Raw genomic sequence first — 23,015 nt, 5'->3', positions numbered from 1 at the left:
CCCAGTAGGCACCCTTCTGGCGCTGGCGCCGGCCGACGCCAGCTGCTGCCTTCCCCGCTCCGTACGACCCTACGCCTGCGCCGCACGGCGATCCCGCCCGCCGGCACTACCGTCGCGACGTCTGACCACCGCCTCCCCACCACACGGCCCCTCACGCTGTCTCCCCTGGCGCGAGGGCCGGGCCTTGCCGGGCCCGCACTGTCCGTCACGCCTCGCGGCAGGCTCCCGAGACCTCTGTCGACGCGATGGCCAGCAGCCGGTGCGCCTTCAGTTCGGTCTCCCACCACTCACGCTCCGGGTCCGATCCCCAGGTGATGCCCGCCCCCGTACCGAACTTCAGGAGTCCCTCGGCCCGGTCGATCCAGAACGTGCGGATGCCGACCGCCAGTTCGCCGCAGTCGCGGTCCGCGTCGACCCATCCGAGGCCCCCGCAGTAGGGGCCCCGGGCCGATGTCTCCAGGGCAGCGATGATCCGCAGGGCACTCCGCTTGGGAGCACCCGTGACGGACCCGGGCGGGAAGGTCGCGGCCAGCAGCTCGGGCCAGCCCAGCCCGTCGCGTAGACGCCCCCGCACCGTGGACACGAGGTGGACCAGCCCAGGGTGCTTCTCCACCGCGCACAGGTCGGGCACCGTCACGGAACCGGGGTCGCAGACGCGGTTGAGGTCGTTGCGGACCAAGTCGACGATCATCACGTTCTCCGCGTGGTCCTTGTCCAGCAGGTCGGACTCGGTGCGGCCGGTGCCCTTGATGGGGCTCGAGGTGACGTCCTGGCCCTTGCGGCGGAGGAAGAGCTCCGGGGAGGCGGAGGCCACCTCCACGCCATGGCCCGGAAGGCGGATGACGCCGGCGTGCGGCGCCGGGTTGTGCCGTGCCAGCAGCCCGCCCAGCGCCTGAACGTCGGCGCCCTCGCCGACGGGAGCGGACAGGACGCGGCACAGGTTCGCCTGGTACACCTCACCGGCGGCGATGTGCTCACGGATGCGGGTCACCGCGTCCGTGTAGGCCAGGCGGTCGAGCGAGGTGGACCAGGAGTCGGCGCGCGGACCCCGCCACGGTGCCCCGGGAACGCCGCTGTCCACGATTGGCCGTACGTCGAGGAAGCGGGCGCACACCAGGCCACCCTCGAAGTCGGCCGCTACCGCCCAGAAGCCTTCGGAGTCCAGCGCCGCCGGATCGCTGGTGACGTCGGCGAGACCAGTGGCGAGATGTCCTCCCAGCAGGGCCATCGGACGGGACTGTTCCATTCCGCACCTCCCGTGTCGTACAGACTGCCCCGGACGAACACCTACGCCGCGACACTCTCGCGCTCGGCGCCCCACTGCGCGGCCCGCAGCGTGTTGACCATGAGCATGGCGATGGTCATGGGGCCCACCCCGCCGGGAACGGGGGTGATGCGGTCGGCGATGCCGTCGAGTTCGGCGGAGCGGACGTCGCCGGTCAGGCCGGAGGGTGTGCGGTGGATGCCGACGTCGATGACGACGGCGCCCGGACGGACGTGTTCGGGGCCGACGAGTCCGCGGACGCCGGTGGCCACCACCACGATGTCGGCCGGCCGGGTGATGGCCGCGAGGTCGGTGGTGTGTTCGTGCGCGACGGAGACGGTCGCCCCACGTCGCAGCAGGAGCTGTGTGAGAGGCCGGCCCACGAGTTCGCCCCAGCCGACCACAGCGACATGAGCGCCCTGGAGCGGAATGCCTTCCGCGTCGAGGAGCTCGATCACGCCGCTGGGTGTGCAGGGGCGCAGACCCCGTTCCCCGCGGGCGAGACGTCCGGCGCTGGCGGTGGTGAGGCCGTCGACGTCCTTGGTGACGGGGATGTGGTCGATGAGCACGGCGGCGTCCAGGTGCCGGGGCAACGGGAGCTGGAGCAGGATGCCGGAGACGTGCGGGTCCGCGGCCAGCTCGTCGATCACCGAGACCACGTCGTCCTGGGTGGCGTGCGAGGGCAGGTGGCGATGGAAGTCGCGCATGCCGGCTTCTCTGATGGCGCGGCGTTTGGCGGCGACGTACACGGCGCTGGCTGGATCGTCGCCGACCAGGATGGTCGCCAGCCCGGGGACTCTCGCCGAACCGGTGGCCGCGGCCATGGCGACCTCCTCGGCGACCTGTACACGGATGCGCCGGGCGATCGTGGTGCCGTCGATCTTGGTTGTCATGGTGGCGAACCGCTTCCTTGTCTTTCTCGTCATGCGGAACGATGGGCCGGCCAGGACGGGATCGGCCGTGCGCGGTCGGCGGCCGCGCGCGGCAGGACCTGTTCCTCCAGCACGAGCCGGTTTGCCCGCCGGGAAAAAGTCCGCGTCAGGCGAAGACGATGGTGTGGTTGCCGTTGCGGATGACCCGGTCCTCGGCGTGCCACAGCACGGCGCGGGAAAGCACCGCGCGTTCCACGTCGGCGCCGCGGCGGGTGAGGTCGGTGGCGGTGTGGGCATGGGTGACGCGGACGACGTCCTGCTCGATGATCGGGCCCTCGTCGAGGTCCTCGGTGACGTAGTGGGCCGTGGCGCCGACCAGTTTCACTCCCCGTTCCTTGGCCTTGGCATAGGGTCCGGCGCCGATGAATGCGGGCAGGAAGGAGTGGTGGATGTTGATGATCGGGACGCCGACGTCCGCGATGAAGTCTCCGGAGAGGATCTGCATGTAGCGGGCCAGGACGACGAAGTCGACGTTGCCCTTCAGCAGCCGCAGGTGTTCGGCCTCGGCGGCGGACTTGTCCGCGCCCTGGCAGGGCACGTGGAAGAAGGGGATGCCGAACGACCGCACCTCTTCCGCCACATCGGGGTGGTTGGAGATCACCATGGCGATGGTCACGGGCAGTTGGCCCTGCCGGTGCCGCCAGAGCAGGTCGAGCAGACAGTGGTCGGACTTCGAGGCGAGGATGGCGACCCGCTTGGGTACCGAGAGGTCGCGCAACGTGTAGTCCAGCCCGAACTCGCCCACAAGTCGCTGGTCCAGGCCGGCCCGCAGGGCGGGCAACGCGGCCTGGAGACCGTCGAGGCCGAAGACGGTGCGCTGGAAGAAGGCGCCGCCCTGCGGGTTGTCGGAGTACTGGTCGAGGGAGACGATGTTCGCGCCATGGCTGCTGAGGACCGATGCCACGGCGGCGACGATGCCCGTCGCGTCGGCGCCCTGCACGATGAGCGAGGCCTGGGGGGCGGCCGGCCCGCTCGTCGCCGTGCGGGCCGGGGCGTCCTGCGTGAGGGTCATGTCAGGCTCTCCTTGCGGAAGCGGGCGGCCCAGTCGGAGGTGGCCTTGAGCCCGCCGAACGTATAGAAGTGGATCTTCAACTCGCCGTGCCGGGCCGGGTCGTGGGCCGCGGCGAGGTCACGCAGGAAGCGGTCCGGTCCGGCGGTCCCCATGAGGTTGGCCAGCGAGAACCCGTACTTCTTGACGACGGAGGCGCTGGTGCCGACGCCGAAGCGGGAGGCGTATGCCATGAGCCGCTTGATGCCGGCGGGGCCGGGCACCCCGATCCTGATCGGGAGCCCGATTCCTCGGCGCCGTACCTCTTCCACCCAGGCGAGCACCGGTTCGACGTCGAACCCGAACTGCGTGATGATGCCGCCCTGCAGGGGCTGGGCGCTGAGGGCCGTGTGCTTGTCCTGCAGCGCGGACCACAGAGCGGTGCTGTCGATCGCGGGGTGGCCTTCCGGGTATCCGGTGATGCCGACGTGGCGGACGCCGTACTCCGACAGCAGCCCCGTGTCGATCAGGGAGAGCGAGTCGGCGTAGGGGCCCTCGGGATGTGCCGGGTCACCGCCGACGATGAACACGTTGTCGGACGTGCCGTCGGCGTGCAGGCCGGCCAGGAACCGTTCGAAGTCGTCGCGCGATCCGAGGCGGCGGGCGGATATGTGCGGTACGGGGACGAAGCCGAGCCGCTTGACCGCCCGGGCCGCGTCCAGCCGCATCCGAAGGTCCTCGTTGCCGAGGAAGGCGACGTTGATGCGGGTGCCCTGGGGAATGGTGTCGCGGGCTTCCTCGAGTTTGGGGACGTCCTTCCCGGTCATCTCCAGGGAGAAGTCCTCAAGCAGTGCGGTGCCGGCCGCTGTTCGTACCGTGTTCGCGGGGTTCATCGTCTTACGTCTCGCTTTCCGGGCCGGCGTCAGCGGTCGCGGCGGTAGAAGGTGCGCGCGTGCTCGTTGAACGGCGAGCGCTGGACGGTGGCGCGGATGCGGGGGAAGCCGAGGTCGGCCTCGGGATCGGTGCCGGAACCGGGGTGCTCGCCCCAGACCACCGTCACCTGGGTGCCCGGCGCGGCGTGTTCGGCATCGATCAGGGTCTGCGCCAGCACGGTGCCCACCGGGTCGATCGACGCGCACTGCATCGTCACGCCGACCAGACCGGCACCGTTCTCCACCCGGTGACGGGCGTAGCTGAGCACGAAGCCGGGGTCCTGGCCCTCGCCGATGACCGTGCGCACGTCGTCCGGGTCGAGGACGAGCGTGACCTTGGCGCGCAGCGGCTCGTCCTTGGCCTTCCGCAGGGCGTCCAGGCCCACGAAGTCATGACCGAAGTGGATCATCTTCCCGTAGCCGAGCTCGTACGGGGAGACGTAGTAGTCCTCGATGTCCTCCGAGAAGTAACTGCCGTTCAGGGGGCGCTTGCCCTCGATGCCGAACAGGGGCAAGTAGGCGCGGTAGTCGGCCAGTTCCGGGTCGGTGTAGATCCCGGGCACGGGTGAAGGGATCCAGCCGCTCTCCACGCTGGGTGTGGCGTATGCCAGTGCGCCGACCTGGATCAGGCCGAGCGGCTCCCCGACCTTCAGGAACGTCTCGTGCACGTAGGCCGCGTGCTCCCAGGGGCCGATGAACTCGAAGCCCGCCTGGCCGGCCATGCCGTGCCGCAGGGCGCGCAGCGGACGCCCGTCCAGGGTGACCGCCGTGGAGTGGAAGAACTTCGTCTCGGGCAGCGGCCCGCCGAAGGCCCGCTCGATGAGTTCCGCCGCAAGCGGCCCCTGGATCTGGTACCGGAACAGCTTGGGATCACCGCCGCCGGGGCGGAAGGCGGAGGACGGGTCGGTGACGAAGCCGACGTCGTAACCGCCTTTCTCGGCGTGGTACTGCACCCAGTGCTGGGCGGTCGGGATCCCGCTGAGCAGATACGTGTTCTCGCCCTCGCGAGCGAGGATTCCGTCAGTGACGATGTGTCCGTCACGGGTGACCGGCACGTACTGCTTGGCCTGGCCGATCGCGAACTTCTCGAAGTTGTTGACGCCGTGGTCCGCCAGCACGCGGGTGGCGTCCGGGCCTTCGATCCACATGTCGTACATGTGGTGCGAGAGGTTGAGGAGGGCCACGCCCTCGTGCCAGGCCGCCTGCTCCTTGCGCCAGCCGGCGTACTCGCGCTCGACGACCTCGGGGGTCCAGGGCTGGGCGTTCGGCTGCCACAGCAGCTTCATCGCCGAGCCGGCCTTGTCGATGCCGTCCTGGAGGGAAGGGGTTGCCATAACGGCTCCTGTTCGTAGCTGTGTGTCCCGTGAGCGTTGGATCGATTTGGTGAGTGGCGGTCGCGAGCGCCTGCGCGAAGGGCGGGTCCCGGGAACTTAAACGATCTAGTGGCCGGCAGAGCGTCGCCAGGGAGAGGTGTGGCCTTCGCGATCCTTACGTGCGATGGAGGCTCTCGGCGTAGGCGGCTGCCATGCGTACGGCGTCGAGACTCGCGCCGACGTCGTGCACCCGGACGCAGAAGGCGCCCCCGACGGCGGCAAGCGCGGAGACCGCGACCGTCGCGACGTCACGCCCCGCGGGAGGTACCTCGCCGGCACCCGCCTCCGCGAGCGCCGCACCGATGAACCGCTTCCTCGACGCGCCGACCAGCAGGGGATGGCCCAGCGTCCGCAGCCTCTCCAGCCCGGCCAGGAGTGCCCAGTCGTGCTCGGGACGCTTGCCGAAGCCGAGCCCTGGGTCGAGGACGATGCGGTCCGGATCGACCCCCTCCTCCGCCAACCGCCGAAGGCGGGAGCGGAGTTCGGCGATGACGTCGGCCACAACATCGCCGTAGTGCGCATGGCGGTCCATCTCGCGACTGTGCGCACGCCAGTGCATGGCGACGTACGGAACGCCGGCCGCCGCGACGGTCCGCGCCATGTCCCGGTCGGCCAGGCCGCCGCTGACGTCGTTGACCAGGCGCGCGCCCGCCTCGACTGCGGCGCGGGCCACGGGAGCGTGCATGGTGTCGACGCTCACCCACACGCCGGCCCGGGCGAGTTCACGCACCACCGGCACGGTGCGGGCCAGTTCCTCCTCGTTGCCCACGGGCCTCGCTCCCGGCCGAGTGGACTCGCCTCCCACGTCCACGATGTCCGCGCCCTGAGCGGCGAGTTCCAGCCCACGGTCGATCGCGTGCCGGGTGTCCGCGTACACGCCGCCGTCTGAGAAGGAGTCGGGCGTGACGTTGAGGATCCCCATGACCAGACATCGGCCCGGCCGGGGCAGCCCCTCCGGTTCGGTGGGTGTTCTCGACCGCCCGACGGCGGCGTCCTGCACGGTTGGCATCGGCGGCAACCTCCTTCAGCCCGCGTTCCGCCGCGGGAAAGGATCACTAAATCGATTAGGTCAGGATGTTACAGCCGGGAACTTAATCGTTCTAGCTTCTGGGCAGTGTACTCCCGTTCGTCGAGCGAAAGCTGAGGTTGCGCGCCGAAACGGGGATGCCCTCGCCCAGGAGCCGGTGGGGTCGACGCGTCAGCGCTTGTCGCCCGCGAAGGGCCTGCGGGAGATGGTGGCGCGGATGATGGTCTGGGAATGGCTCTCGACCGTCGGGTTGGCGGAACCGCCGTCCGGTTCCCCCCAGACCAGGTCGACCTCGCGTCCGTAGCCCAGTTCGTCCGCGTCGATCATGCAGACGGAGATCCAGCCGCGGACGTTGGACGAGTAGCTGCACAGGGTCGACAGCCCGATCAGCCGGCCGTCGCTCTCGACGCGGTCGAACTGGGAGGCCGAATAGAACGCGGCGGGTGTGTCGATGTACTTGAACCGCCGGTCGCCCTGCTCGTACATGCTGGCGTAGATGCGGGCGACGTCCTCGCGGTGCCAGGACAGCCACGCCTTCTTTCGGTGCTTCCGCCCGCGCATCCCCTCCAGGGCCGCGCGGCCGACGAAGTCGTGGTCGAACTTGAGGATGTGGCCGTAGCCGAGGTCGTAGGGGGTGACGTAGTAGTCCTCCACCCGGTCCGGGGTGAAGCTGCCGCCGACGGAGAGGTTCGCCTCGAAGGTGCGCGCACCCAGCCACTCTCGGTACGGGCGCATGCTCTCGCCCGAGTAGACCGCGGGCACGGTGGACGCGATCCAGCCCGACTCCGTGGCCACCGAGGCGTAGGCTCGCGCGCCGACCTGGCGGATCCCGTAGGGCTCGCCGGCCTCCAGGAGCGTGTCGCGGACGCCGTCGAGGTCGGCGTAGGGGCCGAAGAACTCCAGGCCGGGGAAGCCGGACATGCGGTGGTTGAGGGCGGTGACCTCGTACTTGCCTATATGGAACTTGCCCATGGTGAAGAAGGGGATGTCCGGCATCGGGCCGCCGTTGACCTCCTCGAAGATGCGCGCCGCGTGGGGGCCTTGCAGTTGGAGGCGGTAGAACTCGCGGCCGTGCGGGTTCTGGGCGGTGCGCTCGTCACGGCGGAGGGTGACGTCGTAGCCGCCGGTCTCTGCGTGGAACTGGACCCAGTTGAGGGCCGGCGGGCGCCCGACGAGACGGACCAGGTTGTCGGCGAGACAGAAGAGGATGCAGTCGCCGATCTGGTAGCCGTCGTGGTTGACGGCGATGAACTGCTTGGCCTGCATCGGCCCGAAGCCCTCGAAGCTGTTCGCGCCGAGCGCCGCCAGCAGGAGGTAGCAGTCGGGACCCTGCAGCGTGATGTCGGTCATGTGGTGGGAGAGGTCCATGAGCGCGGCGGTCGTGCGCCAGCTCTCCTGCTCGTCACGCCAGTTGGTGAACTCGGCGCGGATCGGGAAGGGGTACGCCCCCGATCGCCCGCCGCGCATGAGCGCGAGCGGCCCGCCGGCCTCGCGTATCTGATCCTCGAGGTGTGCCATTGCTTCCTCCATGTCATGCCGAGGTGCCATGCCGACGCGGCTGCGGGTGCTTCAACTGCGGGTGTGAGGGGGGCAGGGGCCCTGGCCCGCGCTCGGGCAGCTGCTGCCCGAGCGTCAGCGCGACCGGATGAGTGTTCGCTCGGCGAGTGTCTTCGGCTCGACGTACACATGCGGCACGGAGGGGCATGCCCCGACCGGCAGCGGTACTGTACGGTACAGTACCGCCCTGTCGTGAAAATGCACAAGAGGCGTTGTGAGGGCAGTCGACGCGAGACGGGAACCAGCGTGCCCGCCCTGCACAGGAAGCGGCTTATACGATGTCGACCGTGCAGAGGATGAAGGCAGCGGACCGTCGGAAGCTGATCCTGCGGGCGGCAGGCGAGCTGTTCATCGTCCGGGGTTACTCAGGTGTCACCATGGAAGACGTCTTGGCGAAGGTCGGCGGCTCCAAAGCCACGCTGTACCGCCACTTCGCCGACAAGGCCGAGCTGTTCCGGGCCGCGGTGGAGGACCTGTGCGACGAATGGTCGAAACCGGTGCACTCCTTCACCCCTCCCGACGCGGATCTCGCGGCAACACTCACGGCCCTCGGCGGGCACTTCGCCGCCCTGGTTCTCACCCCCCAGGCCATCGCCCTGCACCGACTGGTCACCGCGGAGGCCGAGCGGATGCCGGAGGTGGGCCGCGCCTTCTTCGAGCACGGCCCCTCCGCCGGCCAGCAAGTTCTGGCCAGGTATCTGCGCCAGGCCCGCGACGCAGGCGAGATCGAAGTGATCGACCCCGTCCGTGCGGCAGCGCAGCTGTACCAGGCGATGTTGGGCGACGCTCAGATGCGGCTCCTGACGAACTCCCCGCACAAGCCCGACGACGACGAGGTCCAGGAGAGCATCGCCGTCGCGGTCCGGGTCTTCCTGCACGGGGCGGCCCGGCGACCCGCTGCGACCGCCGCGACGCCGCCGAACGGCGACGCGGCGTGACCGCATAGCCGCTCCCCCACCTGGACGCTCCCGACCCTCGCGAGAAGTCAAGAACCTCTGTTACCGTCGACTGAACCGAACTAGATCGATCTAGTTCGGGTGCTCGTGCACCGCGCCCCATGTCTCACACGGCCGGAGGGACACCTGAGCCGTGGCCGACTGGAGGATTTCCATGGACCGCATGCTCCTGATGCGCAGCTTTGTCACCGTCGCCCAGATCGGCAGTTTCAGCGGAGCCGCCCGGGCCCTCAGCTCGTCCGGCTCTCTCGTCTCACGTCACGTGGCGGAACTGGAGCGGCAGATCGGTGTCCGCCTCCTCAACCGCACGGCTCGGTCCGTCAGCCTGACCGAACCGGGGCTGCGCTACTCCGAGTTCGCCTCCCGCATCCTGGCGGAGGTCGAGGCGGAGGAGGCCCTCATCGGGCAGCTGCACGACCGGGCGGAGGGCGCATTGAGCGTCATCTGCCCCAAGTGGATCGGAAGCCTGGACGTCGGGGACGCTGTCGCCGCCTTCGCCGCCGCGCATCCCAAGATCTCCGTACGGTTCGAACTGGGTGGCCTGTCGGAGCGCACCTACGACTTCCTGGACAGCGGCTTCGACATCGCCCTCCATACCCGTGACCTGCGGGATTCCCAGGTTCGCCTCAAGAAGATCGCGTCACTGCCGTTCACCCTGTGCGCGTCCGAGGGATACGTGAAACGACACGGCTTCCTCGACCATCCCGGCGACCTGACCGAACGCGACTGCCTGGTGCACGTGAACGAGCCCGTGTGGCGACTCGGTCAGGGATCCACCTCCAGCCTGCACAAGATCCGCAACGTGGCCTTCTCCTCGAACTCGTACCTCGCCCTGCAGAAGGCCGCCGTCCAAGGTCTCGGGATCGCCTTGCTCCCCCAGCGGTCGGCGTACGAGGACCTGGTCTCCGGAGCACTCCAGGTCCAGCTCCCTGACGTCCCTGTCCCGGACCGCCCGCTGTACGCGATCTACGGTCCCGGTCAGGCCGTGCCCAGAAAGATCGTCATCCTGCTCGAATTCCTCACGCGATGGTTCAAGGAAAACCCCATTCCCGCGATCGAGAGACAAGGGGTATGACGCGCCGGAGCATCGACGAACTGCATACCGGACAGCCGAGTTGACGCAGGCAGCTGCTTCAAGTTGACCTTGCTGCGGGCCACGGCCTCCAGCGGCCCGTCGTACCCGGCGGCCGTCCCTTTTCCCGAGCATCTTGTCCAGGCCGAAGGCCATGTCGGAGTACGAGGCGTTGTCGGCGATCGTCTAGTAGGACCTACGGCGAGGGCCAAGCGGTGGGGCGACTCGCCGGAGATCTGCGGTCTCGTGCTCCCGAGGAGCGCCTCGGCCCTCGCGGCGGCTCCGCCTGGTGCCCGACGTCCACTGGAGGAATCCCCATCAGCACGTACGCCTGAAGCGCGGCGGTCGTCCTCACCGGCGTCGGCGGCTCTTCTGGCGGCACCTGCCGCCGACGTTCGGTACCTTTCCTGCTGCGCACATCGCCGGTTCGCGGTGTGGACCGAGGCGGGCCTGTGGCTCCGGCTGTACCGGGCGGTGTTGGACGGACCCGGCGCCAGGGGCGAGGTGGACTGGACCTCTGCGGTCGTCGACGCGGCGTCCGTCCAGGCGGAAAAGGAGGCCGAAGAAGCTCGCCGAACTCACCACATGAGACATCCTCCCCATTGCTGACAGACCGTTTTCAAACGGAGGTGCCCGTGACCGCGGTGCCGGACCTGGCCAGCGTGTACGTCAAGATCGCCCCGCTCCAGAAGTGGAAGGTGAGGGTCACGGCGGAGCCGTCGGTGACAGCGTCGAAGAACGCGGTCGGCAAGGTGATCGTGCCTGCGGTGTAGTCCGGTGTGAAGGCCACATTGAACTGCTTGTACGTCGTCCAGGACTGCGGACCGGCGGCGGTGCCGTCGGCGTAGACGGCTTCCATGGTCGCCAACTTGTCTCCGTTGAACGCGGTGGGTATCACCAGCGAGGTCGTCGTACCCGTCGCGCTCGTCAGCACCGGCTTTTCATAGGTGATGACGTTGACGGCCCAAGGAATTCCGTCCGTAAACCGGAGGGACAGGACGGCATTCGTGCCATGCTCCTGCGACGCGGTCAGCCGGCTGAGCGTCGCCGCTGCGATGGTCAGCGTGTTGCCGTTGACGGTGTAGTCCACGCCCCGGATCAGGTGGCGGGTGCCGACATCGATCCCCTTCAGCCTGGTGCCGTTGAGGTTCAGCGTGATCGTCGCGTCCGTCGGGGCCTTGCCCTTGAGCACGAAGAGCTGATCGGTGGACGCGGTGCCGGAGCGCTCCGTCCAGCTCGAACGAATCTGCGCATAGAGGCTCGGGTCGTTCCATTGCATGGTGCGGCGGTTGAAGCGACTGCCGTTGTCCCACAGCATCGTGGTCAAGCCCCGGTACCGCGCGTAGTAGCCGAGATACTCAAGATACTTGAGCGTCTCACCTTGTTCGACCGTGCCGGGGCCGGAGTCCCAGCCGAGCAGCCCGTACTCACCGACGACGACCGGGATTCCCTTGGCCACGAAGGACCTGTGCAGCAGGTCGAACGTGTCGGTCAGGTCCTGCTGGGTGGCCGCGTTGAAGGTCGTGTAGCCGGCGAGGTTCACGCTGAAGGGCCAGAAGCTGTAGTAGTGGACCGAGGCCACGAGGTTGGGGTCGTCGAGCGCGGTGAAGGTGGCGAGCAGGGTGTCGATCTTGGGCTGATCCGGGGTGTCCCCCAGGGTCGGCATGACGAGCAGCCGGTCGGCATTGCCTCCGCCGGTCGCGCGCACGACGGAGTGGAAGGTCGTGTTGAGCTCGTTCATCAGGACGGCGTTCTGCTCGTCGCCGGCGCTGCCGTTGAAGAAGGGCTCGTTGATGCTCTCGAAAAGCAGTCGGCGCGGCTCGTCCCGGAAGGTGGCCGCGATCTGCTGCCAGGTGGCCGTGTACTGGGCCAGGACCGCGTCATGCTGGGCCGGCATGTTCGGCACCCACTGCCACGCGTCGCCGTGCATGTTGATCAGAACATAGAAACCGTCGGCCAAGGCCCAGTCGACCACCTGCTTGATCCTGGCCAGGAACGCCGGGTCGAGGGTGTAGGTCGGAGCCGCGCCCTCGTGCTGGCCCCAGGTCACCGGGATCCGGATGCTCCTGAAGCCCTGCGCCTTCAGCCTGCGGAAGAACGCCTGGGTCACCCGCGGGTTGCCCCACGCCGTCTCGTCGGCGCCGATGGCCTCGAAGCTGTTGCCCAGATTCCAACCGGGCTGCATGTCTGCCACTACGTCCAGCGCGGACGCCGACGCGGCGGAACCGGTGGACCGGGCAGCGGCCTGGGCGGCCGATGGGATGGACAACGCCGCGACGGCGAGGGCCGCGGAGGTCGTCATGACCTGACGGCGAGTGAACCCGGCTGAACTCGGCATGGAACTCTCCATTGACTCGAAAGCCCTTCCCCTCATATCGAACATCGACCGTCGAAGCGCTTCAACGCGGGGCGGAGCCTAGCGCAACCTGGCGACGGAGAGAACGGGCTAACCCGCATGGAACCTCCATCGAGTCGAGAAGGTTGCGCGTCGAAGCGCTTCCCCACAATGGGGAGTGCGAGACCCCCACCGGGTGACCGCCGGTCCGGTCGGCATCGGCGGCAGTCCGCCTTCGTGGGTTCATCGATCACCACGCACGGTGGGAATGCCAAGGCCCACGGCCGTATGCCGCCCATGGCCGCGGCCGCTGCGGTGTTCACCCAAGCGGTCGGGAGGACAACCAGGAGATCGCGCGGGCTCGGCGCCTCGGCATCCCCGTGGGGCACTGTTCGGCGGCGCTGAACACGCTGATGGCCGGGCACACGTCGATCGCTGTCATGGGCACGCACGGAAAGTCCCCGGCGAACAGAACACCGCCGTCGCCCTCGCCGAAGGCATCGGGCGGACCACCACACCCCCGGCACAGCCGCGGCCCCGAGTCGTCGTCCGTGACCACGACCAGCCGCAGCGCCGGGGCCCCCTCCCTGCCCATATGTGGTCAACATACAAAGGGGCAGGGGCCCGCCGGGATTCCCGGCGGCTTTTGCACGCACGGTCAAGCGCTCGCGGCGAGAGATTGAACCCGAAAGACATCAGGCCTGTGGATCGGGGGCTGAAACGCTCAGTTACGACTTGCTGTCGACCCGGCCGTAGGTGGGGGCGTGCTTCTCCAGCGCAGCACACGCTTGGGGCCAGGCGGAATCTCCCTCACAGAGTGCCGAGCGGAGGTAGGCCCAGGTCATGCGCTGAGTGATCGCGAGGCGCTCCGGGTCCTCGTCGTCGGTCTCTTTCAAGTCGTAGCCCATGATTCCGCCGAGGAAGTGCTTGGCGCCGAACAGGGTCAGCAGGTGATCGGCGCCAGGGCCGTGGTGGTAGGGGTCCGCGTGCCATGTGGCGCCGCGGACAGTCAGTTCGGGGCTGTCGTCCTCGTCGCCGTAGGCCACCAGTGTCGGCGTCGTCATGTGCGAGAAGTCGAGGTGGAGTTCCGGGAAGCCCTTGCGGACGGCGTCGGTGAGGCTGTCGCCGCCGTTGCCGACCGCGGCCAGCAGAACGCCCGACTTGATGCGCGGCTCGGTGTAGTCCTCGTCGATGAGGGTGCCGTCGGTTGGGTCGGTCAGCCTGGCGCCGAGCAGCAGGGCGACGGTCTGCGAGCCGCCGGAGTGGCCGACGGCTGCGACGTTGGTGTGGTCGAGGCGGCCGGTGATCGCGGGAATCCGTTCTTCGATGTTGTCCAGGCTGTCGAGGATGTGTTTCATGTCGGCAATACGGGAGCGCCAGAAAATCGGGAATCCCTCGGCGTTCGGGTCGAGGCCGAGACCCCCGATCTTCGAGCTGAGGTGGCTGGGCTGGATGACCGCGAACCCGTGGGCGGCGTAGAAGTGAACGAGCGGGTCGTAGCCGTCCTTGGAAGACAGGTAGAGGGATTGGCCGCCGCCGTGCGACAGCAGGACGATGGGCAGGTTGCTGCCGGTGGCGGGGGCGGTGACACGCACTTCGAGCAGCAGTGCCCGGTCCGGGGCCGGCAGGGTGAGCGTGCTGACCGTCAGACTGCCTGCCGACTCGTTGACGGGGATCTGGCGGGCTGTGCTGATCAGGTTGTTCATGCGGATCTGCTCCTGACACGCAAGGAAGGACGGAAAGGGGATGGTCCAACGGCTGGACAACGGCCGGCGTGTATCCCACCCCGGAAACGAAACGGAACATCGTTCCGCGAACTACAATACGGAACATTGGTCCGTTTCACAAAAGGAGGTGCCCTGTGACGACAGGACCATCCGAGGAACCAGCGCCCCACCGCGTACGACGCGACGTGCAGCGCAACCTGGACACACTGCTCACAGCAGCCGCCGATGTGTTCGCCGCCGAGGGCGTGGACGCACCCGTGCGACGCATCACCGAGAAGGCCGGAGTCGGGTCGGGCACGCTCTACCGGCACTTCCCGCAGCGCTCAGACCTCATCGTGGCCGTCTTCCGCCGCGAAATCGACGCCTGCGTCGACGCCGCCACCGCCCTATCGGCCCAGTACGAACCCCTGGAAGCCCTTACCCTCTGGCTCGGATGCCTGGCGGAGTTCTTCGCCACCAAACGCGGCTTCAAGACCGCCCTGCACTCCGGCGACCCTGCCTACGAGAACCTCCCTGCCTACTTCATGGAACGCTTCGGCCCCGTCGTCGAGGGACTGCTGACCGCCGCTGACGCGTCAGGGGACATCCGCGCCGACATCACCCCATACGACCTACTGCGCACCATGGCCAACCTCGTCGACCCGGAAGACAGCGCCTACACCCGGCACATGATCACTCTCATCGTCAACGGCCTGCGCTACCGGTCCGGCAGCTGAGTCTGAACCCACCGCGACATGCCGCCACAGTGGTCACGGCGGATCGCGGCGTACAGACCGACCTTCCACCGAGACTTCCGCTTCGGGACCCTCTGACGGAAGCACGCTCAAGCCTCTGGGCGACGTCAAACCAACCGACACAGCGCACTCGGTCAAAGGACGAGCTGATCCGACACGTTCCATGCACGAGTTCCTGCGCGACCAGGCAGCCCAAGGAGCCCAGCCCTGGGCAAGGCTGTGGGCTGAAGGCCACGGCGACGCCTGGCGAAACGACGCCGAATACGTCGAGCAACGCGAGGACCAGTGGATGCGGGCCCTGCTCGCCAGCTGAGGCAGCAGTGCCCGTGCCTGGCTCCCGGCGTCGAACGACATCTCGAACATTCGACTGTCTGACCGTGCGCGGGGACGAACTGTTCGAACTCGTGGACGCGTTGTTATGCGCGGACGGTCCGGTGACCTGGCCGGTGGACCTGACGCCGGTGGCCGAGCACCGGCGCGGCGCGATGTACGAGGCGTTGAGCTGCGGGAACATGGACGTGCCCCAGTTGCGGAAAGTGCTGGCCGGCCTGCCGATGCCGAGGGCCGCCGACGAGCGCCTGGTCCTGGCGGTCGACGTCAGCAGCCGGCTCCGTCCCGACGCGCCGACCGGCGCGGATCGCCTGTTCTGCGACGTCTAGGGTCGCAGCGGACGGTCCTCGGACCCGTTCATCCCCGGCTGGCCGTACTCCTTCGTCGCCGCCCTCGAATCGGGCCGAACGTCTTGGTGCCAGTTCCTGGATGCCGTCCGTCCAGGTCCCAAGGCCGACGTCGCCGAGGTCACCGCCGCGCAGCTCCGCCGGTGGTCACGGAGCTGATCGAGATGGGTCGCTGGCACTTGGGCGACCGCGACATCCTCATCGTCTTCGACGCCGCCTACGACGCCCCGCGCATGGCCCACCTCCTGGGCGGCCTACCGGTCGAGGTGCTGGGACGAATGCGCTCCAACCGCGTCATGCGACGGCCGACGCCCTCCCTCCGCGATGGTGAGCAGGTCACCGACGAAGACCTCCGCCCCGCCCGGCGGAGCGACTGGGCGCACTCGTCGTCCTGTCGTACGAACACGCGCACGGGGTGCCCTTGTTCGAGCAGCAGGTCGACCATCGTCCGGCTCATACCGCCGATTTCGCCGGCGGCACCCGCGATCAGGGTGGGATTGCGCTCCGGCATCAAGGTGTCCTCCGTCCGTGGAGGTCGGTCAGTTGGTCCGGAAGGTCGGGGCGGCGCACTGCTGGAGGACGGGCGGCAGCCATCGCGCGGGCGGCCGTCGCCGTGTGAGCCTGCGCCTCAGCCGGCCAGGCGGTTGATCTTGCGGATCTGCTTGTCGAAGGCCCGGGCGGGAACGAGACGGCGCAGCGTGCTCACGCGCCCGGCCGTGGGACCGGCGGTGTAGCGCAGCTTCGGCCTGACGTCGGTCGCCGCCGCGACGATCGCCTTGGCGACGACGGCGGGTGCGTCGCCGTCCCTGATCGCCTCCGCCAGCACGCGGTCGACGGTCTGCCGCTGCCTCGCGTAGGCGTGCAGGGGTGTGTCGGGCTTCGCACTGTTGGCCTCGAATCCGGTCCTGGTGTAGGCGGGTTCGACGAGAAGCGACCGGATGCCGTACTCCCGGACCTCGTGGTCCAAGGACTCGGAGTAGCCCTCGATCGCGTGCTTGGAGGCGGCGTAGACGGCCATGTACGGCTGGGGCATGAATCCGAGTACGGACGAGATGTTGATGATGCGTCCGCGTCGTTGCGCGCGCATGTACGGCAGGACCTCCGTCACCATGCGCATGACCCCGAAGACGTTGATGTCGAAGACGGCCTGGGCCTGCTCGACGGAGGTTTCCTCCGCCGCACCCGTCGAGCCGACGCCGGCGTTGTTGACCAGGACGTCGATCCGGCCGAACCGCTCGCTCACCTCCTGGACCAGTCCTGCGACCGAGGCGTCGCTGGCCACGTCGAGGCCGAGGAACGTCACACCGTCGAGCGGGGTGACGCGTGAGGTGTCTCGGCTTGTGCCGACCACCTCGAAACCCGCTGCGGCCAGTGCGAGCGCGGCCGCCTTACCGATGCCGGAGGACGCACCCGTCACGAGTGCCACCGGCCGATCTGTCGTCATCATGACTCCCGAAAATGAGAAACCGATCGGTTTCCCATCACTGTAAACCGATCGGTTTCCTCGTGCAAGCTCAGCAAGGAGCAGGACGGCATGGGCAGGGTCACAGTGCGCGGGAGAGGCGCGAGAGCGTCATCCGCACGGCGTTCGCCGGGCGGGTCGGCGTCACACCCGCGCGACTCTCGAGGGGGCAGCCGATGGAGTGAAGGGCGTCGAGCGGGCCCGCCAGGCCATGGCGGACGCCTACGCACAGCCGATCTCGACGCGCCCCGAAACCCTCCTGACGCGGATCGGCGAACTCGTGGGCAGCGTTCTGGAGGGGGGATCCGTCAGTGCACGTGCCCGTCGCCCCGGCAGGGGTGACACCCAGGGATGTGGCGAGGGTGGCCTGCGCTATGCCGGGGTCGCCGTCTTCTCGGGCGTCGCCTCCACCGGGATGCGGTGCAGCCCCCTGCGGTCGTACCACCCCAGTACGCCGAAACCGAACAGTGCTGCGGCCACGAGGCCGGCCGCCATCATGACCCAGCCCCGCGTCAGGCCCGCGTCGCCCTGGGCGTCGTAGTAGAGGATCGAGCGGATGCCACCGGTGATCTGCCGCAGCGGCTCGAACTCCGCGAGGACGCGGTAGAAGCCGGGCAGCGCCTCGATGGGGGTGGTGGCGCCGGCCGTCGGCACCGCCATACCGATGAAGACGAGCGTGACCACGAGCATGCCGGGTGTGCCGAAGACCGCGAGGAGGGTGAGCGCGCCGATCCCGGTGACGGCGACCGCGCACACCGAGTACAGCCACAGGAGGGACAGGTGGGCGGCGTCCATGCCCATGATGCCGACCGCGCCGACCATGACCAGGGTGCCCATCAGCAGGGACAGAGCGACCATGAGGGTGCTGCTGATGGCGAGGGTCTGCACCCGGGTGGCCCGGATCAGCGGGCGGTGCAGGCGCAGTGGGCCCATGTCGTTGTGGGTGTAGCCGAGGGCGTGGTCGACCTGGCCGCTGATGACGTTGGCGGAGAGCATGCCGACGACCACGAGGGTGAGCGCGTAGTAGAACGCCGTCAGGCCCAGGCCGCTGTGCGAGTCGAGCGGGTGGCCGTCCTTGACCGTGACGGCGGCCGGGTCGGCGAGCAGGACGCGTGCCGCGGCGGGCAGCTTCGCCTGCTGGGCGCCGGTCTGCGCGGTCAGTTGCCTGCCGAGCTGGAGCGAGGCGTTCTCGGCCGCGGTCGTCGTCGCCGTCCGGGCCAGGCTGGAGCCGATGCTGCCGGCGGACTGGTTGGTCAGCACCTTCAGCGTCGGGCGGGCCGGGGTTCCGGCGGGCGCTGTGCCGGTCAGTGCGGTGGTCGCCGAGGTGAAGTCGGCGGGCACGACGAGCGCGCCGAACAGCTTGCCCTTGCCGAGCTCCTCCTTCATCTCCTTCTGGTCCATCACCTTCCAGTCGATCTTGTTCCCGCCGGTGGTGGACTTCTTGATCGATTCGGTGATCCGAGCCCCGAGGTTGACCTGCTTGCCGCCGACGGTGGCTCCCTTGTCGGCGTTGACCAGGCCGACCGGCAGCTTGGTCATGTGATCGACCGGATCGATGTTGGCGCCGACGTAGAACACGGCGAACAGCAGCGCGAGGACGCCCGTGATGACGCCGTTGGCGATCCACAGAGGCTTGGTGCGCAGGATGCGGAAGGGGTGAATGCCACTCATGACGTACGTGTCTCTCGGTCGGGGGACGCGGAACGTTTCGCCGGGGGCTGCCAGCCGCCGGTGACTTCCTTGACGGGCTTGTGCGGGAAGCGGCGTTGGGCGTACTCCTGCGCGTGCGAGCCCGGCAGGACGTACAGGGTTTCCTTCTTGTCCTGGAGTGGGCGCAGCACGGTGTCCATGAACGACTTGCGGTCGTCCAGGTAAGGGCCCAGGACGTCCTCCCCGGCGGGGCAGACGGCAAGGCAGTAGCCGGACTTGTAGCCGGGGGGCGAGGACAGGCTCTGCCACATGGAGGCGCTCTCGGAATCGGTGACCCGGGAGCGGTAGTCGGCGGCGTCCTCGCTGTCGGCCACGGTCTGCGCCCAGTCGGTGAACCCGCTCATGAACTCGCGGTAGTTGTGCGTGGTGCAGGCCAGGCCGTCGAAGGCGCCGTCCTTGTGGATGGCGCCGACCGGGCAGGCGGCGACGCACAACTTGCAGTCGATGCAAGGGTTGTAGTCCAGCGCCCGCCCGTACTCGCTCACCTCCGCGTCCACCAGCACGGTGACCAGCAGGATGAAGCTGCCGAACTTCGGGTGGATGACGTTGCGGTGCAGACCCATCACGCCGAGCCCGGCGGCCACCGCGACCGTCTTGTGCGCCACCACCCAGATCCGCTCACGGGGGAAGCGGTCCATCTCCTGGGGGAAGCCGACGGACGGACTGAGTGCGCGGTATCCGGCGTCCTGGAGCGCCCGGGTGACGCTGCGGGCTGCGTGGTTGGCCTGTTCGTCGGTCTGGTGGAACTCCTGGTTGGCCACGCTGCGAGCCGGGGAGCGGCAGTTGTCGCGGTTCATCCGGACCGCCATCGCGATCAGGGTGCGGGTGCCGGGCAGCGCGGACCGGGCGTACTCGCGCTCACCGGCCAGATCGGGGTGGTCCAGGCTCACCGCGGCCGCGTCGTCCGCGCCGGCCGCCAGGCACAGTTCGCGCAGCCAGGCCGCGTCGATCACCTCCGTCGGGCGTGCCGTGTCACCGGCCCTGCGCCGGGCGAGTACGGCCTGCACCGACGGGTGCGCGGCCAGCTTCGCCGGAAGCCTGGGACTCGGCGGTTGTCCCTCGGCGTCACGCGCGGCAGTCATCCGTGCTCCTCATGACTCGGGTCCGGAACTCGCCCGCCCGCACGACGAGAAACCGATCAGTTCCACCACCGTAAACTGATCGGTTTCCACACGCAAGCCCGAGTTGCGGACCCGAGCCGCAGGCCCGAGTCGCCGACGACGGGGGCCGGTACGTCTCGACGACCCCACGCGAGTTCCGTGAATGACCTTGCGCCGGGAAACCGATCGGTTTACCGTAATGGAAACCAAACGGTTTCCCATCGTTGGGTCGCGGACCACAGCAGGGCCGCAGGCCACACGCCACCGGGTCACCCCTCCCAGTCGAACCCGCACCCCGAATCATCCATTCGCAGTTCACGCACAAGGAGTCGACACAATGCCCAGCCAGGAACCGCGCCCCACCATCCGCATCCCGGGGACCACCAGCCACACCATCGCCCCGCGGGCAGGACGTGACAGCCGCGAGGGAACGCTGCGCTACCTCAAGGCGGGCACCGGTGCCCCGCTGGTCCTGCTGCACACCGTGCGCACCCAGGCCGAGCACTTCCGCCACCTCATCCCCCTGATCGCGGACCACTACACCGTGTACGCCCTCGACCTGCCGGGGATGGGCTACTCCGAGATCGTGCCCGGCGCCTCCTACGACGAGCCGGCCATGCGCGCGGGCGTCGAACGGCTCCTCACCGAACTCGACCTGCACGACGTGACCTTGGTCGGTGAGTCCATGGGCGCGGTGCTCGCCCTGACCACCGCGGCCGATCTCCCGGAACGGGTACGACGCGTCGTCGCCGTGAACACCTACGACTTCCGCGGCGGGATCACCCGCTCCAGCCTCCTCGCCCGTGTGGTGGTCAGCGGTGTCCTCACGCCCGGCGTGGGCCCGGTGATCGCCGGGGTGGAGCCCAAGCCCGCCCTGCGCACGATCCTCCAGGGCGGCCTCGGCGACAAGAGCGCGCTGCGCGACGACTACCTGGACGAACTCCTCCAGGTCGGCGGCCGTCCCGGCTACCCGACCGTCGCCCGGGGCGTCTACCAGAACCTGCCCACCCTCATCGCGGCCCGCTCCCGCTACCCCCAGGTCAAGGCCCCCATCCACCTCGTCTACGGGGAGAACGACTGGTCCCGCCCCTCGGACCGGGAAGCCAACAAGAAGCTCCTGCCGGCCGCCGACTTCACACAGGTGCCCGACGCCGGCCACTTCATCTCCCTGGAACGGCCCGACGTACTGGCCGACCTGCTCAGCACAACGGCCTGACCCGCCCGAAACCGTAGGACACCCCCGTTCGGGTGTAGTGCGTGAGGTGGACCACGTTCCACCATGTGGCGTTGCAGCGTCGCGACACGCAAAGGAGCAGTACGTGGCAGACATCCGGATCGAGTTCGATGTGCCGGCCCAGATGCGTGACGGCACGGTGCTGCGCGCCGATGTCTACCGCCCCGGGGGCTCAGGGCCGTGGCCGGTGTTGCTGAGCCGGCTGCCGTACGGGAAGCAGATGCCCCTGGCGGTCACTCTGCTCGATCCCCTGGCGGCGGCCAGGCGGGGCTTCATGGTGGTCGTCCAGGACACCCGTGGCCGGTTCACCTCCGAGGGAGAGTGGGATCCGTGGACGCACGAGGAGAGCGACGGGTACGACACCGTACGGTGGGCCGCTGCCCTTCCCGGCGCGAACGGCTCCGTCGGCATGATCGGAGCCAGCTATTTCGGCCACACGCAGTGGATGGCGGCGCTGTCCAAGCCGCCGGAGCTGAAGGCGATCGCGCCGATGGTCACGTGGTCCGATCCGGACGACGGACTGTGGACGCGCGGCGGTGCGATCGAGCTCGGAATCACCGCGCCGTGGACCCTCATGATGGGTGCCGACGCGCTGACGCGCCGGCACGGCACCGACCCCGCGACGCTCGTCGGCAGCCTCGGCAGGCTGGTGCAGGATCTCGACGGCCTGGCCGACGGCGGCTACGGCGAACTGCCCGCCGGGCGGTTCCCCGCGTTCGTCCGGCACGCTCTTCCCGAGCTGGGCCATGAGCGGTCCCGGCGGGAGCCCGAGTGGGCACGGGCCTGCCGGGTCGCGGGCCGGCACGACGAGGTGGACCTGCCCACCTTCCAGGTCGGCGGCTGGTACGACATCTTCGCCCAGGGCACGCTCGACAACTTCACCGCCATGCGCCGCGCCGGCCGGTCAGCCACGCTGATCATGGGGCCGTGGAGTCACGCCAACCAGCAGCATGTCATCGGCGATGTCAACTTCGGGTTCGGCGCGAACTCCGCCTTCATGGGCATGCGCGGCCCCCTGCACGGCCTCCAGCTCGACTGGTACGAGCGCACGATCGGTGACGGTGAGGCGCTGGAGCCGGACACGGGCAGGGTGCTGTTGTTCGTCATGGGCGTCAACCAGTGGCGCGAGGAGACGCAGTGGCCCCCGTCGCGGGCCGTGGACACCGACTTCCACCTGCGCGCGGACGGACGCCTCGCCCAGGAGCCGCCGCCTGTCGCCGAGCAGCCCGAGGAGTTCACCTACGACCCGATGGATCCGGTTCCCACCACCGGCGGCGCGTTGCTGATGACCGACGAGTTCCGTCCCGGGCCCCTCGATCAGACGGCAGTTGAGGCGCGCGAGGACGTCCTGGTCTTCACCACCGAACCCCTCACCAAGGACGTCGAGGTGACCGGCCGTGTCAAGGCGGTGCTCTTCGCCGCCACGGACGGCCCCTCGACCGACTGGGTGGCCCGCCTGTGCGACGTCGACGAGAACGGCGTCTCCCGCAATGTGACCGACGGCATCGTGCGGGTACGGGCGGCGACACCGGGTGAGCCCGCCGAGCACATCGTGGACCTGTGGTCGACCAGCATCGTCTTCCGTGCAGGGCACCGCATACGACTCCAGATCACCTCCAGCAACTTCCCCCGCTGGGACCGCAATCTCAACACGGGCGAACCCGAGGAGAGCGCGACCACGGCCCGAGTGGCCCGCCAGCAAGTCTTCCACGACCCCGCCCGGCCCTCCCGCATCGTCCTGCCCGTGGTGGCTCCGGCCTGACAAAAAGCGGGCAGAAGGTCGACCGATCCGACGCGCCGGTGGGCAAGACGGCCGAAGTCGTCACGTTGGCTCGCTCGGAGGGCGGCAGGCTGCGCTCCGTGACGATCCGGCAGGAGGACGGGCTGTGCCTGGCCTCGCGCCAGGCACAGCCCCTCGCCCTCGGGCATTCTCGG

The 23,015-nt window shown here is 68.9% G+C and carries 18 protein-coding genes and 1 pseudogene; 7 read left to right on the top strand and 12 right to left on the bottom strand.

From position 1 onward, the window contains the following. Positions 1–205 precede the first annotated feature (205 nt). The 7 genes from ACIBVL_RS19875 to ACIBVL_RS19845 form a co-directional block, all read right to left on the bottom strand. The gene (locus tag ACIBVL_RS19875; RefSeq protein WP_399098505.1) at positions 206–1,246 is read right to left on the bottom strand and encodes a chorismate-binding protein; all 1,041 of its coding nucleotides are present in this window, start codon (positions 1,244–1,246) and stop codon (positions 206–208) included. A gap of 41 nt (positions 1,247–1,287) precedes the next feature. Next, positions 1,288–2,157, bottom strand: coding sequence for a bifunctional 5,10-methylenetetrahydrofolate dehydrogenase/5,10-methenyltetrahydrofolate cyclohydrolase (locus tag ACIBVL_RS19870; RefSeq protein ID WP_399098504.1), 870 nt, complete (start codon positions 2,155–2,157; stop codon positions 1,288–1,290). A 145-nt stretch (positions 2,158–2,302) separates the two neighbouring features. Further along, the gene (gene purU / locus ACIBVL_RS19865; RefSeq protein ID WP_399098503.1) at positions 2,303–3,208 is read right to left on the bottom strand and encodes a formyltetrahydrofolate deformylase; all 906 of its coding nucleotides are present in this window, start codon (positions 3,206–3,208) and stop codon (positions 2,303–2,305) included. Beyond that, positions 3,205–4,077 carry a methylenetetrahydrofolate reductase gene (locus ACIBVL_RS19860; RefSeq protein ID WP_399098502.1) on the bottom strand — a complete coding sequence of 291 codons (873 nt, stop codon included), beginning with the start codon at positions 4,075–4,077 and terminating at the stop codon, positions 3,205–3,207. The genes purU and ACIBVL_RS19860 overlap by 4 nt, the downstream gene beginning before the upstream one ends. Positions 4,078–4,106: 29 nt before the next feature. Next, positions 4,107–5,450 (bottom strand): aminomethyl transferase family protein, encoded by a 1,344-nt coding sequence (locus ACIBVL_RS19855; RefSeq protein WP_399098501.1) that lies wholly within the window; start codon positions 5,448–5,450, stop codon positions 4,107–4,109. A 154-nt stretch (positions 5,451–5,604) separates the two neighbouring features. Continuing rightward, positions 5,605–6,498 (bottom strand): dihydropteroate synthase, encoded by an 894-nt coding sequence (folP, locus tag ACIBVL_RS19850; RefSeq protein WP_399098500.1) that lies wholly within the window; start codon positions 6,496–6,498, stop codon positions 5,605–5,607. A gap of 189 nt (positions 6,499–6,687) precedes the next feature. Further along, complete coding sequence (locus tag ACIBVL_RS19845; RefSeq protein ID WP_399098499.1) at positions 6,688–8,034, bottom strand: aminomethyl transferase family protein; 1,347 nt, start codon at positions 8,032–8,034, stop codon at positions 6,688–6,690. A 335-nt stretch (positions 8,035–8,369) separates the two neighbouring features. Between ACIBVL_RS19845 and ACIBVL_RS19840 the strand changes: the two genes are divergently transcribed. Continuing rightward, on the top strand, positions 8,370–9,011 hold the full coding sequence (locus ACIBVL_RS19840; protein ID WP_399098865.1) for a TetR/AcrR family transcriptional regulator: 642 nt from the start codon (positions 8,370–8,372) through the stop codon (positions 9,009–9,011). 172 nt (positions 9,012–9,183) lie between these two features. Next, a complete protein-coding gene (locus ACIBVL_RS19835) occupies positions 9,184–10,104 on the top strand; it encodes a LysR family transcriptional regulator (protein ID WP_399098497.1) in 921 nt (306 codons plus the stop codon). 616 nt (positions 10,105–10,720) lie between these two features. On the opposite strand, the gene ACIBVL_RS19830 is transcribed toward ACIBVL_RS19835, so the two are convergent. Both ACIBVL_RS19830 and ACIBVL_RS19825 read right to left on the bottom strand, forming a co-directional pair. Further along, positions 10,721–12,403, bottom strand: coding sequence for a cellulase family glycosylhydrolase (locus tag ACIBVL_RS19830; protein ID WP_399098496.1), 1,683 nt, complete (start codon positions 12,401–12,403; stop codon positions 10,721–10,723). Positions 12,404–13,164: 761 nt separating this feature from the next. Then, positions 13,165–14,142, bottom strand: coding sequence for an alpha/beta hydrolase family protein (locus ACIBVL_RS19825; RefSeq protein WP_399098495.1), 978 nt, complete (start codon positions 14,140–14,142; stop codon positions 13,165–13,167). A gap of 155 nt (positions 14,143–14,297) precedes the next feature. On the opposite strand from ACIBVL_RS19825, the gene ACIBVL_RS19820 reads away from it, so the two are divergent. The 3 genes and pseudogenes from ACIBVL_RS19820 to ACIBVL_RS19810 form a co-directional block, all read left to right on the top strand. Further along, on the top strand, positions 14,298–14,879 hold the full coding sequence (locus tag ACIBVL_RS19820) for a TetR/AcrR family transcriptional regulator (protein WP_399098494.1): 582 nt from the start codon (positions 14,298–14,300) through the stop codon (positions 14,877–14,879). 181 nt (positions 14,880–15,060) lie between these two features. After that, the gene (locus ACIBVL_RS19815; protein ID WP_399098493.1) at positions 15,061–15,210 is read left to right on the top strand and encodes a hypothetical protein; all 150 of its coding nucleotides are present in this window, start codon (positions 15,061–15,063) and stop codon (positions 15,208–15,210) included. Positions 15,211–15,217: 7 nt separating this feature from the next. Beyond that, a pseudogene (locus tag ACIBVL_RS19810) lies at positions 15,218–15,900 on the top strand (transposase); the annotation flags it as partial. Positions 15,901–16,202: 302 nt separating this feature from the next. Here the strand turns inward: ACIBVL_RS19810 and ACIBVL_RS19805 are convergent. The 3 genes from ACIBVL_RS19805 to ACIBVL_RS19795 form a co-directional block, all read right to left on the bottom strand. Further along, the gene (locus tag ACIBVL_RS19805; RefSeq protein ID WP_399098864.1) at positions 16,203–17,018 is read right to left on the bottom strand and encodes an oxidoreductase; all 816 of its coding nucleotides are present in this window, start codon (positions 17,016–17,018) and stop codon (positions 16,203–16,205) included. Between the two features lie 390 nt (positions 17,019–17,408). Beyond that, on the bottom strand, positions 17,409–18,707 hold the full coding sequence (locus ACIBVL_RS19800) for an SNG1 family protein (protein WP_399098492.1): 1,299 nt from the start codon (positions 18,705–18,707) through the stop codon (positions 17,409–17,411). Continuing rightward, positions 18,704–19,828, bottom strand: a complete 1,125-nt coding sequence (locus ACIBVL_RS19795; protein ID WP_399098491.1) for a 4Fe-4S binding protein — start codon at positions 19,826–19,828, stop codon at positions 18,704–18,706. Before ACIBVL_RS19795 ends, ACIBVL_RS19800 begins: the two co-directional genes overlap by 4 nt. A 355-nt stretch (positions 19,829–20,183) precedes the next feature. Between ACIBVL_RS19795 and ACIBVL_RS19790 the strand changes: the two genes are divergently transcribed. Further along, positions 20,184–21,062: an alpha/beta fold hydrolase gene (locus tag ACIBVL_RS19790; protein ID WP_399098490.1), complete on the top strand. Its 879-nt coding sequence runs from the start codon at positions 20,184–20,186 to the stop codon at positions 21,060–21,062. Positions 21,063–21,165: 103 nt separating this feature from the next. Then, positions 21,166–22,842, top strand: a complete 1,677-nt coding sequence (locus ACIBVL_RS19785) for a CocE/NonD family hydrolase (RefSeq protein ID WP_399098489.1) — start codon at positions 21,166–21,168, stop codon at positions 22,840–22,842. Positions 22,843–23,015: the final 173 nt, after the last annotated feature.

It is taken from the genome of Streptomyces sp. NPDC049687 (assembly GCF_044465285.1).
Lineage (GTDB): Bacteria > Actinomycetota > Actinomycetes > Streptomycetales > Streptomycetaceae > Streptomyces.
The sequence above is the reverse complement of the archived record's forward strand: the minus strand, read 5'-3'. Positions and strand labels throughout refer to the sequence as shown.